Annotated in this window: 11 protein-coding genes and 1 pseudogene; 9 read left to right on the top strand and 3 right to left on the bottom strand. The window is 69.0% G+C overall.

Features of this window, described 5'->3' with window-relative positions; genetic code table 11:
- Positions 1-133: 133 nt before the first annotated feature.
- From A8G15_RS22965 to A8G15_RS22930, 9 genes are all read left to right on the top strand, one after another.
- A complete protein-coding gene (locus A8G15_RS22965; protein WP_068165064.1) occupies positions 134-1768 on the top strand; it encodes a Na+/H+ antiporter in 1635 nt (544 codons plus the stop codon).
- Entirely contained in the window at positions 1765-1923 is a 159-nt protein-coding gene (locus tag A8G15_RS30800) for a hypothetical protein (RefSeq protein ID WP_156665526.1), read from the top strand. The genes A8G15_RS22965 and A8G15_RS30800 overlap by 4 nt, the downstream gene beginning before the upstream one ends.
- 44 nt (positions 1924-1967) lie before the next feature.
- On the top strand, positions 1968-2231 hold the full coding sequence (locus tag A8G15_RS22960) for a hypothetical protein (protein ID WP_156665525.1): 264 nt from the start codon (positions 1968-1970) through the stop codon (positions 2229-2231).
- Positions 2232-2321: 90 nt separating this feature from the next.
- Positions 2322-3539 carry a sensor histidine kinase gene (locus tag A8G15_RS22955; RefSeq protein WP_068165075.1) on the top strand — a complete coding sequence of 406 codons (1218 nt, stop codon included), beginning with the start codon at positions 2322-2324 and terminating at the stop codon, positions 3537-3539.
- A 32-nt stretch (positions 3540-3571) separates the two neighbouring features.
- Positions 3572-4354 (top strand): LytR/AlgR family response regulator transcription factor, encoded by a 783-nt coding sequence (locus A8G15_RS22950; protein ID WP_068165073.1) that lies wholly within the window; start codon positions 3572-3574, stop codon positions 4352-4354.
- The gene (locus A8G15_RS22945; protein ID WP_169833931.1) at positions 4351-4719 is read left to right on the top strand and encodes a hypothetical protein; all 369 of its coding nucleotides are present in this window, start codon (positions 4351-4353) and stop codon (positions 4717-4719) included. Before A8G15_RS22950 ends, A8G15_RS22945 begins: the two co-directional genes overlap by 4 nt.
- Positions 4720-4725: 6 nt before the next feature.
- On the top strand, positions 4726-6507 hold the full coding sequence (locus A8G15_RS22940) for a sodium/solute symporter (protein WP_068165060.1): 1782 nt from the start codon (positions 4726-4728) through the stop codon (positions 6505-6507).
- 193 nt (positions 6508-6700) lie between these two features.
- Positions 6701-6991: a DUF485 domain-containing protein gene (locus tag A8G15_RS22935; RefSeq protein ID WP_082900106.1), complete on the top strand. Its 291-nt coding sequence runs from the start codon at positions 6701-6703 to the stop codon at positions 6989-6991.
- Complete coding sequence (locus A8G15_RS22930) at positions 6988-8625, top strand: solute symporter family protein (RefSeq protein WP_068165059.1); 1638 nt, start codon at positions 6988-6990, stop codon at positions 8623-8625. The genes A8G15_RS22935 and A8G15_RS22930 overlap by 4 nt, the downstream gene beginning before the upstream one ends.
- A 73-nt stretch (positions 8626-8698) precedes the next feature.
- On the opposite strand, the gene A8G15_RS22925 is transcribed toward A8G15_RS22930, so the two are convergent.
- From A8G15_RS22925 to A8G15_RS31215, 3 genes and pseudogenes are all read right to left on the bottom strand, one after another.
- Positions 8699-9694, bottom strand: a complete 996-nt coding sequence (locus A8G15_RS22925) for a linear amide C-N hydrolase (protein WP_068165066.1) — start codon at positions 9692-9694, stop codon at positions 8699-8701.
- 312 nt (positions 9695-10006) lie between these two features.
- Positions 10007-10774 carry an SDR family NAD(P)-dependent oxidoreductase gene (locus tag A8G15_RS22920; RefSeq protein ID WP_068165057.1) on the bottom strand — a complete coding sequence of 256 codons (768 nt, stop codon included), beginning with the start codon at positions 10772-10774 and terminating at the stop codon, positions 10007-10009.
- Positions 10775-10789: 15 nt separating this feature from the next.
- Positions 10790-11014: pseudogene (locus A8G15_RS31215) on the bottom strand (cytochrome P450); the annotation flags it as partial.

The following is an 11014-nucleotide window of genomic DNA, read 5'->3' as shown; positions in this document are numbered from 1 at the left end:
CGCACAGCTGTCGGACACACGCGTACGCACGAACGAAGGCGTGTGTCCGCTAGCTGCGCGAACACCGTCGAACCGGCCCCGTGACCGTCGCGGCCGACCGCGCCGGCGGCAGCGACGGAGCAGAATCGGTGCCGTGAACGGGACCTGGATACTGCTCGTCGTCATCGCGGCCATCGCCGTCACCGGGCTGGCGGCGCGCAGGAACCTGCAGGCGCCGCTGGTGCTCGTCGCGATCGGCGCGGCCGCGTCGTTCATCCCCGGACTGCCCCGCCTGGAACTGCAACCCGAGGTGATTCTCGGGGTCGTGCTTCCGCCGCTGCTGTATTCGGCGGCGCTGCGGTTCTCCGTCCCCACCTTCCGGCGCTACCTGTCGCCGATCCTGCGGCTCGGCATCGTCACCGTCCTCGCGACCGCGTTCGCGGTCGCGTTCTTCGCGAACTGGCTCGTCCCCGAACTGACGTTCGGCGCGGCGCTCGTGCTCGGCGCGGTCGTCGCGCCCACCGACGCGGTCAGCGCCGTCGCGGTCGGCCAGAAGCTGGGCCTGCCGAAACGTGTCATCGCGGTACTCACCGGGGAAGGACTCGTCAACGACGCGACCGCCCTGACCCTGTTCACCGTCGCCGTCTCCGCGGTCGCCGGCACCCGCGTGTTCTTCGAATCACCGGTCGTGTTCTTCGGCTACGAGGTCGTCGGCGGTGTCGTGATCGGACTCGTGCTCGCGGTGATCGTGCACCGGGTACGCGGCCGGATGTACCACTCGCCGCTGGAAACCTCGCTGGGACTGGTGCTTCCGTTCACCGCCTATCTCGTCGCCGAGGAGATCCACGCATCCGGGGTGCTCGCCGTCGTCGCCGCCGGCCTCTACATGGGGCACCGCGCCACCGACGCCTCGGTGAACACGCGCATCCAGGAGCGCTATGTGTGGGAGAGCCTGGACATCCTGCTCGAGATGTTCGTCTTCGCCTACATGGGATTGCAGCTCGAATTCGTCCTCGACGACGTCACCGACAACGGCTACGACGTCGTCGTCGTGTTGCTCTACGCGGTCGCGGTGCTCGTCCTCGTCATGGTGGTCCGGCCGGTGTGGGGTCTGCTGAACTGGGGACGCCGTCGCATCACGCGTGATGCCGGGCTGGCCCGGCTCGGCCGCGACCCGTTGAGCTTCCGTGAACACGTGGTCGTGTCGTGGGCGGGCATGCGCGGGGTGGTGACCCTCGCGGCCGCCGGTGGTGTCCCGCTGCTGCTCGCTTCCGGCGAACCCTTCCCGGGGCGGGACATCATCCACCTCATCGCCCTGGTCGTCGCCGTCGGTACCCTGCTCATCCAGGGTGCGACCATGCCCGCCCTGATCCGCAGGCTCGACGTGTCCGACCCGTACGAACGGCTCCGCACCGACGAGCAACGCGCCCTCGCCAAGTCGATCGTCACCATCGCCACGCGCGACGAACTCCGGAAGCTCGAGGAGAATCCGCCGTCCGGTTTCGACGCCGACGCGGTGCGCCGCATCCTCGAACGGGTACGCCGATCCATCCAGGCCCGCGTCGACGCCAAGGCCGTCGAATCGGAGAACGAGGACGACCGCACCCTCGACGCGGGTGCACTGTTCGACCAGTTCCGTCGCACGATCCTGCGCGCGCAGCGCACCGCCCTGATCGCCGCACGCGACGAAGGCAGCCTCGACGACGAAACCCTGCGCGTCGAACTCGAAAGCCTGGACGTGGAGGAAGCCGCCGCCGAGGAACGGATCGACCGGCGGGACCGGACGTGACCGGCCCTGTGCTGACCGCCGTCGACGCGGAGGTGGCCGCCGCGGTCGCCGATCTGCTCGAGGTCGCCTCGGAGACCTGTTCGCGCAGGGCTGGCAGCGGTATCGACGACTGCGCGACGCCGCCACCGCCACCCTGGCCGGTGGGAAACAGGTAGTGCCGCTGGACAGTACGAAAATCACGTCGACCCAGCATCCGTTCGTGGAGCTGAGTCTCGACGGTGCGCCCGTCGGCCGTGTCGATCTGGATCTCACCGCCGAATACGACCTCCACGGAGTCGTCGCCGTCGTCGAATCCGGTGCGCTGACGGCGCTGCGGTTCGGCGAGTGCGATGTCACCGTCACGTTCTCGGTGAGGCCGGTGGGCACTGTGCTGCAGCGCCGCCGGACCTTTTCCGTGGGCGCGCTGGCGCCGATGCGCGAAACGGTGCCGCTCATCGGTTCCGCGCGCACCCGACCCGCCTGATCCGGCCCCGCGCTCTAGGTTGGTATGCATGACCGCGACCATCCTGTTCGAGCGTCCGTGGACGCCCCGCCCGCCCCGGCCGGGTGGGCGGTGACCGGCACCGTTGTTCTCGTACTCGTGGTGGTCGCCGCTCTCGTCGTCGGCGGTATCGGTGCGGTGTGGGCACGAACCCGGCGGGTCGTCACCACTCCCGCAGAACGCGCCGTGCACGAGACGCTGCACACCGCCTCGCTCGCCGCGCGACCGTTGCGCCGCGGCCTCGACGCGACGTCCGCGCAGGAGGCTGCACCGCACCTGCGGACCCTCACCGGTGCGCAGGCCGTGGCGTTGCTCGACGCCGACGGGCATCGGCTCGCCTGGCACGGGCTGTACGAGGGCCTCGCCGGCCAGATGCGCGACGCCGCCGCGCGCGCGATCGAGGGGGAGCGGCGCGTGCTCGTCGGCCACGGCGACCTCACGCGCGGTCCCGACGAGATCGCCGTGCGCGCGGTGATCGCGCAGCCGCTGATCATCGACACTGTCGGTGTGGTCGGGGTGCTCGGCGTCGTCACCACCGCCGAACCCGGCCCGGCGATGCTCGGGGTGCTCGCCGAGGCCGCGGGTTACGCGTGCAGTCAGATCGAACTCGCCGAGCTCGACGCGTCCCGCGCGCGCCTCGATCGTGCGGAGGTCCGGGCATTGCGCGCCCAGATCAGCCCGCACTTCATCTACAACGCGCTCAACACGGTCGCGTCGTTCGTGCGCACCGACCCGGACCGGGCGCGTGAGCTGCTGCTCGAGTTCGCGGACTTCACCCGCTACTCGTTCCGGTCGGCGGGCGAGTACACGGTGCTCGCCGACGAGCTGCGCAACATCGACCGGTACCTCACTCTCGAACGCGCCCGCTTCGGCAACGCCCTCGACGTGCGGCTTCAGATCGCCCCGGAGGTCCTCGGGGTGGTGCTGCCGTTCCTGGCGCTGCAGCCGCTGGTGGAGAACGCGGTGCGGCACGGCATCGCCGGCAAACCGACCCGCGCCGGGACGATCGCCATCGTCGCCGCCGACGAAGGCACCGACTGCGTGATCAGTGTCGAGGACGACGGCATCGGCATGGACCCGGAACTGCTGCGATCGGGTTCGCTCGACGCGGTCGCGGACCGCGAGGACAGCAGTGTCAAGGAGTCCGCCCATGTGGGGCTGGCGAACGTCGACGACCGGTTGCGGGCGGCGTTCGGCAACGACTACGGCCTGGTCGTCGAGACCGCTCCGGGCGCCGGGACCAAGGTCAGCATGCGGGTCCCGAAGTTCCGGCCGGGGATCCGACCGTGACCGGCCTCGAGGCATGGCACGATGATTCCGTTGTGAACGACAATCCGGACCACCTCACCGTGCTGGCGGTCGACGACGAACCGCCGGCCCTCGACGAGCTCGCATACCTGCTGCGCCGACGCGATGAGATCGGCTCGGTCCACACCGCCGGTGATGCGACCACGGCCCTTCGGTTGCTGCGCGACGGCGGTATCGACGCGGTCTTCCTCGACATCAACATGCCGGGGCTCGACGGGCTCGAACTCGCGGGGATCCTCCGCAACTTCGCGCAGCCCCCGTCGGTGGTGTTCGTGACCGCGCACGACGACCGGGCGGTCGCCGCGTTCGATCTCGGTGCGGTCGACTATCTGCTCAAGCCGCTGCGGGAGGAACGGCTCGCCGAGGCGGTGCAGCGGATCGCGGAACGGCGCCGCAGCAGCACCGACCAGAGTGGGGCGGCGGCATCGTCCGACGAGGTGATTCCCGTCGAGCTGGGCGGGGTCACGACGCTGGTGCCGCGGTCGTCGGTGCGATGGGTCGAGGCGGACGGCGACTACGCGCGCCTGCACACCGCAACCGGTTCCCACCTCGTGCGCATCCCCATCTCGACACTCGAGAGCCGCTGGGCGGACGCCGGGTTCCTGCGCGTCCACCGGTCCTTCCTCGTGGCGTTGCCGCTGGTGACGGGAATCCGCAGCGTCGGTTCCGGGCTGGTGGTGTGCCTGCGGCCGGAGGGGGACCAGCCGGCGGTGGAGCTGCCGGTGAGCCGCCGCCACACCCGCGAACTCAAGGACCGGCTCATCCGCGGTCCCATGCAGACCTGGACGTCCCGATGAGCAGCGCCGGCCCGCCGCCGCGGCAACGGGTGGTGCTCGCGCAGCGACGCGGAGCCCGCATGGTCCGTACCCGCGTCGAGGTGCAGCAGCAGACCCAGATCGGCGACGCGATGGTGCGCGGACTTGTCCGGGCGCAGCTCGGGCTCGCGTTGCGGGTGGCGCTCGTCGCGGCGGGTCTGCTCGGTGCGCTGCCGGTGCTGTTCGCGCTGGTGCCCTCGCTCGCGGAGGTGACGGTGCTGGGATTGCGGCTGCCGTGGCTGCTGCTCGGCGTCGTCGGCTATCCGGTGCTGCTGGGCATCGCCTGGCTCTATGTGCGGTTGGCCGAGCGCAACGAGCAGGACTTCACCGACCTGACCGACGACTGAGCCGCGATGGACACCGGTTCGATCCCCGTCCTCACCGTCGTCGGTCTGATCGCGGCGGCGGCCGCGACCGTCGCGATCGGCATCTACGGTGTGCGCTTGGCGCGCACCACTTCCGACTTCCTCGTCGCCTCGCGCACGGTGGGGCCGCGCTGGAATGCCGCGGCCATCGCCGGTGAATATCTCTCCGCCGCATCGTTTCTCGGTGTGGCCGGGCTCGTCGCGAAGTACGGCGCCGACGCGCTGTGGTATCCGGTGGGTTTCGCCGCGGGCTATCTGGGCCTGTTGCTGTTCGTCGCGGCACCGCTGCGCCGGTCCGGTGCGTACACGGTGCCGGACTTCGCCGAGTTCCGGCTGGGCGCGCGCTGGCTGCGCACTCTCGCGATGATCGTCGTCGCGGTCATCTGCGTGTTGTATCTGGTGCCGCAGTTCCAGGGTGCGGGACTGACGTTGAACATCCTGCTGGGACTGCCCGAATGGGTGGGCGTCGCCGCGGTCGGGGTGATCGTCGTCGGCAATGTCGTCGGCGGTGGCATGCGGTCGATCACGTTCGTGCAGGCATTCCAGTACTGGCTCAAACTCACCGCGGTCGCGTTGCCGGCGCTGGTGCTCGCCCTGCACTTCTTCGCCGACGACCGCGCCGTGTCCGAACCGGTGCCGCCGACCGTCACCGACCGCACCACCGTCGACATCACCACCGACGTGATCGTGCAGGTCGGTGAGCCGCTGCAGGTCACCGTCACCGGGCACGTCGACGGCGGGCCCGTCTCGGGACCGGTGCTGCTCGCGCCGGGGGAGCACGAACTGTCGTCGGGAACCGAACTGGTGCTCGACGCCGGCTCGCCCGTTCCGGTGGTGGCGGGTGCGCCGGCGGACAACGACTCGTGGGCCTCGCCCGGCAACGGGTACGGCGGCGACTACCCGATGTTCCAGGTGTATTCGCTGATCCTCGCGACGTTCCTCGGCACCATGGGGCTACCGCACGTGCTCGTGCGGTTCTACACCAACCCCGACGGTCGTACCGCGCGGGTGACGTCGCTCGCCGTGATCGGACTGGTCGGGATGTTCTATCTGTTCCCGACGCTGCTCGGGGTGTTCGCCCGGCTGTATGTACCGCAGCTGCTCATCACGGGCCGCTCGGACGCGGCGGTGCTGCTGTTGCCGGGATCGGTGCTGTCCGGGTGGGGAGGTCAGCTCCTGGCGGCGCTCGTCGCCTCCGGTGCGATCGCCGCGTTCCTGTCCACCTCGTCCGGTCTGCTGGTCAGCGTCGCCGGTGTGCTGTCGACGGATGTGCTGCGCGGCAGGGTGCGGGACTTCCGGGTCGCGGCGGTGCTCGCCGGGGTGGTTCCGCTCGCGTTGTCGCTGTCGGTGACGTCGCTGGATCTGTCGCGTTCGGTGGGGCTGGTGTTCGCGGTGGCGGCGTCGACGTTGTGCCCGCTGCTGGTCCTGGGTATCTGGTGGCGGGGGCTGACCGCGGCGGGTGCGGCGGCGGGCATGGTGCTCGGCGGGTTGGTGTCCGGGATCGCGGCGATGGTGGTGGTGCTCGCTCCCGTCGACCCGGAACGCGGTGCGGGCTGGCTCGAGGTGCTCGTCGGCTATCCGGCCGCGGTGAGCGTGCCGCTGGCGTTCCTGACGATGGTGCTGGTCAGCCTCGCCACACGCCGGTCGGTGCCCCCCGATGTGGGTCGTGCCTTCTCGCGTATGCACGTCCCGGAACGCCTCGGCATGGGCCGCGACCGGGAGATCGGTGCGTTCGGTGCAGCGGATCGGCGGCGCCGTTCGTCGCGGTGAGCCGACCGTTCGGCGCACCGCTCGACAGTTCGGCGTTCGGTGGACCCGCACCGCTTACGAATGTGACCGCCGTCTCACTACCGTCTGTCCTCACTACAACTCACACGACCCCGAGGAGTCGGCAGTGACCACAGTCAGTAGCGGAAGCGACGCACCGTCGCGCCGCGAACCCACGCCACAGGACTTCGCCGCGATGCAGGCGAGCCCGGAGTTCCAGGAGCTGCGCAGTCGGCTCCGACGGTTCGTGTTCCCCGTGACGGTGTTCTTCCTCGCCTGGTACGGCGTCTACGTGCTGCTGGCGACGTACGCCGCGGACTTCATGGCGACGAAGGTGATCGGCAACATCAACCTCGGAATCATCCTGGGTCTCGGTCAGTTCGTGACCACGTTCGTGATCACGGCCGTATATGTGAAATTCGCAGGACGCGAGCTCGACCCCCGCGCCGCCGCGATCCGTGACGAGCTGGAAGGACCGGCACAGTGACCGTTCTCGCTGCCAGTGGGACCGCCGATGTCGGCAACCCGCTGATCAACATCGCGATCTTCGTCGCATTCGTCATCGGCACGATGACACTGGTGATCCGGGCCAGCCGCACCACCAAGAAGGCCTCCGACTTCTACACCGGCGGCGGCCAGTTCTCCGGACCTCAGAACGGTTTCGCGATCGCCGGTGACTACCTGTCGGCCGCGTCCTTCCTCGGCATCGCCGGCGCCATCGCCGTCTACGGCTACGACGGGTTCCTGTACTCGATCGGCTTCCTCGTCGCGTGGCTCGTCGCGCTGCTGCTCGTCGCCGAACTGCTCCGCAACACCGGGCGGTTCACGATGGCCGACGTGCTGAGTTTCCGCCTCAAGCAGCGACCGGTTCGCATGGCGGCGGCGCTGTCCACCCTCGCGGTGTCGCTGTTCTACCTGCTCGCCCAGATGGCCGGCGCGGGCGGCCTGGTCGCGCTGCTGCTCGACATCCACGACAAGGCCGGTCAGGCGATCGTCGTCGCGGTCGTCGGTGTGCTCATGATCGTGTACGTGCTCATCGGCGGCATGAAGGGCACCACCTACGTGCAGATGGTCAAGGCCGTCCTGCTCATCGCCGGCGCCGGGATCATGTTCGTCCTCGTGCTCTTCGCGGTCCGTGGCAACTTCTCCCAGCTGCTCGCCGACGCGCAGTCCATGGCGTCGAGCTCGACGGACCCGGCGGTCGCCGGCCGTGACATCCTGGCGCCGGGCGCGAAGTACGGCATCAGCGACATGACCCGCATCGACTTCGTCTCGCTCGGCATCGCGCTGGTGCTCGGTACCGCAGGTCTGCCGCACGTGCTCATGCGCTTCTACACCGTGCCGACCGCGAAGGAAGCTCGCCGGTCGGTGACCTGGGCGATCGCGCTCATCGGCGCGTTCTACCTGTTCACCCTCGTCCTCGGCTACGGCGCCGCGAAGCTGGTCGGCCCCGACGTCATCCTGAACGCCCCCGGCAAGGAGAACGCGGCGGCTCCGCTGCTGGCCTTCGAACTCGGCGGCACCCTGTTCCTGGCGATCATCTCCGCAGTCGCGTTCGCCACGATCCTCGCGGTCGTCGCGGGCCTGGCGATCACCGCGTCGGCGTCGTTCGCCCACGACATCTACGCCAGTGTCATCAAGCGCGGCAACGCAACCGAGGACGAGCAGGTGCGGGTCTCGCGCATCACCGTCGTCGTCATCGGCCTGGTGTCGATCGTGCTGGGAATCATGGCGATGGGGCAGAACATCGCCTTCCTGGTTGCTCTCGCGTTCGCCGTCGCCGCCTCGGCGAACCTGCCGACGCTGCTGTACTCGCTGTTCTGGAAGAAGTTCAACACCACCGGCGCGCTGTTCAGCATCTACGGCGGCCTGATCAGCTGCCTGCTGCTGATCGTGTTCTCCCCGGCGGTATCCGGCAAGCCGTCGTCGATGTTCCCGAACGCCGACTTCGCGTGGTTCCCGCTGTCCAACCCGGGCATCGTGTCCATTCCGCTGGCCTTCGTCCTCGGCATCGTCGGCACCTACATCGGTCGCCGCAAGACGGAGGATCCGTTCAAGCAGGCCGAAATGGAGGTCCGCTCGCTCACCGGTGTCGGTGTCGAGAAGGCTGTCGCTCACTAGCAGAACCCGCCTCACGCTTCGGTGCCGCGCTCCCGGAAGGGATCGCGGCACCGATGCTTTCTGCTGTGGCGTGTTACTGCGCGGCCGGAAGTTCGAGGAAGTGCAGCGGGTCGGTCTCGGTGAACCGGTCCGTGACGTTGCCACCGAGCCCGCCCTCGAGTGCCGTATCACCGAGCAGGTCGAGCTTGCGTGCGGAGGCACCCTCGCCGAAATCCAGTCCGGCCAGGTCGACCCACAGAACGTTCGGTCGTGTCGTCGACGCGAACACGTAACGCTTGTTCGTCAGATCACCGACGGTCTGCCAGATCGTCTGGGATGCGTTGGGCTTGTCCGGATCCGGAATTCGGAACGGCTGGGCCGCGTTACGGATGACACTGAACATCCCGGCGACGGCCTCGACCTGGCTCTTCGGTTCGGGGAGCCGGCCGACGTAGTATGCGGCGCGCGCGAACCGGTCGGCGGCCTGCGTTGTGCCGGGCAGAGGCCGGTCGCCACCGAATCCGTCGATCTCGCGGAGCAGTTCGAGCTGCTTGTCGTAGGTCGGTGAATTCGTCATCACGTGGTAGCTGCGGTCGTGCCAGACGGTGACCTTGCCGTCGATGTACTCGACGATCGCCGAGTCGCCCGTCGCGTCGTCCAACGCGAGGTGCACCGCGGGAACCTCACCGGTGGCCGGGTCGCCGAGCGGAACGACCTGCACCTCGGTCTGTTCGATCCACGCTGCCGCCTCCGCGACCGTGGCGAAGTTGTCCAGGAAGTACTGCATCCACACGGCCATGCTCAATGCCGGACGCGTCGGGTCGTGGGTTCCGTAGTCGGATTCCGCGAGCCAGAGGATGTGCCCGGACAGGCCCGCCTCGTTCATGCCGTCGACGGTCATCATGTCGAACGCGCCGGCGACAACGCTGCCGAACTTCGAGGTCCAGCTCAGCGACCCGCCGACGCCGTCCCGCCGGTCGATGCCGCGCGGCAGGGACCACAGATTCGTCCCCGTGTCGCGGTGGTAGTCCATGTTCCGTCCGACGAGTACCGCTCCCGCCGCATCCGGCCAAACGACCCTGGTGCACATGTCTTCTCTCTTCCCCGCCCGCCGGGCAAACGCGTGTTCGAGTTGGTTGGGAACATCGAGGGTGCATCCGACTCTCGCACATTTCGCGGTAGACCGAGGGCGTTGGCGCCGATCGATCCGATCCACTCCGGTCGCAAGGCGTGACGGTGCGAAGTGCCGCCCGGTGTCGTCGTGGTGGGAACTGCTGAGGGCGAACGCGATTCGAGCGGCCACGCGCACGCGACGGCGGGGACCGGGTGCGAATCCGGTCCCCGCCACATCGATCACGCCGCGACCCCTCGACGACGGCGCATCGACAGGTACCGACCGGGCCTACAGGTACCAGCCGCCGTTGACGCCGATGATCTGGCCGGTGATGAATCCCGCGTTGTCCGTGCACAGGAACGCGCAGGCCGCGGCCACGTCGTCGGGAGTTCCGTTGCGCCGCACCGGAGTCATACCCGCCAGCAGATCCAGGTCGATGTTGCCCTCGGCTGCCCCGTTGCGGGCCATAGGCGTGTCGATGATCGACGGCGGAATCGTGTTGACGGTGATGCCCTGCGGCGCGAACTCGTACGACAGCGCCTTCGTCAGCGCGATGACGCCACCTTTCGACGCGACGTAGTGCGCGCGGTCCGGTGCACCGGACTGGGCGCTCGACGACGAGATCGTGATGATGCGGCCCCAGCCCGACTCGACCATGTCCGGCACTGCGGACTGGATCGAGTGGAACGTGCCGGTGAGATTCACCGAGAGGATCTGCTCCCAGGCGTCCGCGGTGATCTGCGTGAACGGCGCGCTGAGTTCGATCCCGGCGCTGGTGACCATGATCGAGACCGGTCCGAGCTCGGACCGCACCGTGTCGAGTGCCGCGTCGGTCGCAGCACGATCGGTGACGTTCACTGCGAGGCCGACCGCGGAGGCACCGTCGGCCTGCAACTTCTCGGCGGCGATGCGTGCCTGTTCACCCTGCCGGTCCAGCAGCGCGACGGGGTGTCCCTGCTCGGCGAGATGCCGGCCGACGGCCAGCCCGATCCCGGAGGCGCCTCCGGTGACGACGGCGACGCGCTTCGCCGCGGCCTCTGCGTTGTTGTGATCCATGGTGGCCTTTCGTGTTTATCGGTCGGTGGGGGTGAAATCGACGTGGAGTTCGGCCAGGCCCCGCAGGATGTAGGTCGGCTCGTACCGGTAACTACGCCGCCCGACCGGCCCGTGACGGTCGGCGTTGATCGTCAACGTGGTGGTCCGGTCGAGGAACCGCTCGATCGCGATCCGCCCCTCGATCCGGGCCAGCGGCCCGCCCGGGCAGGTGTGCACCCCGCGGCCGAACGCGACGTGCTC

Origin of the sequence: Rhodococcus phenolicus (genome assembly GCF_001646785.1) — a bacterium.
In the GTDB taxonomy this organism is placed as follows: domain Bacteria; phylum Actinomycetota; class Actinomycetes; order Mycobacteriales; family Mycobacteriaceae; genus Rhodococcus; species Rhodococcus phenolicus.
The sequence above is the reverse complement of the archived record's forward strand: the minus strand, read 5'-3'. Positions and strand labels throughout refer to the sequence as shown.

Coding starts and splice junctions, on each gene's coding strand:
- A8G15_RS22925 (WP_068165066.1), bottom strand. CDS start 9,694: ATGTGCACCAGGGTCGTTTGGCCGGATGCGGCGGGAGCGGTACTCGTC.
- A8G15_RS22920 (WP_068165057.1), bottom strand. CDS start 10,774: ATGGATCACAACAACGCAGAGGCCGCGGCGAAGCGCGTCGCCGTCGTC.
- A8G15_RS22935 (WP_082900106.1), top strand. CDS start 6,701: ATGCAGGCGAGCCCGGAGTTCCAGGAGCTGCGCAGTCGGCTCCGACGG.
- A8G15_RS22945 (WP_169833931.1), top strand. CDS start 4,351: ATGAGCAGCGCCGGCCCGCCGCCGCGGCAACGGGTGGTGCTCGCGCAG.
- A8G15_RS22940 (WP_068165060.1), top strand. CDS start 4,726: ATGGACACCGGTTCGATCCCCGTCCTCACCGTCGTCGGTCTGATCGCG.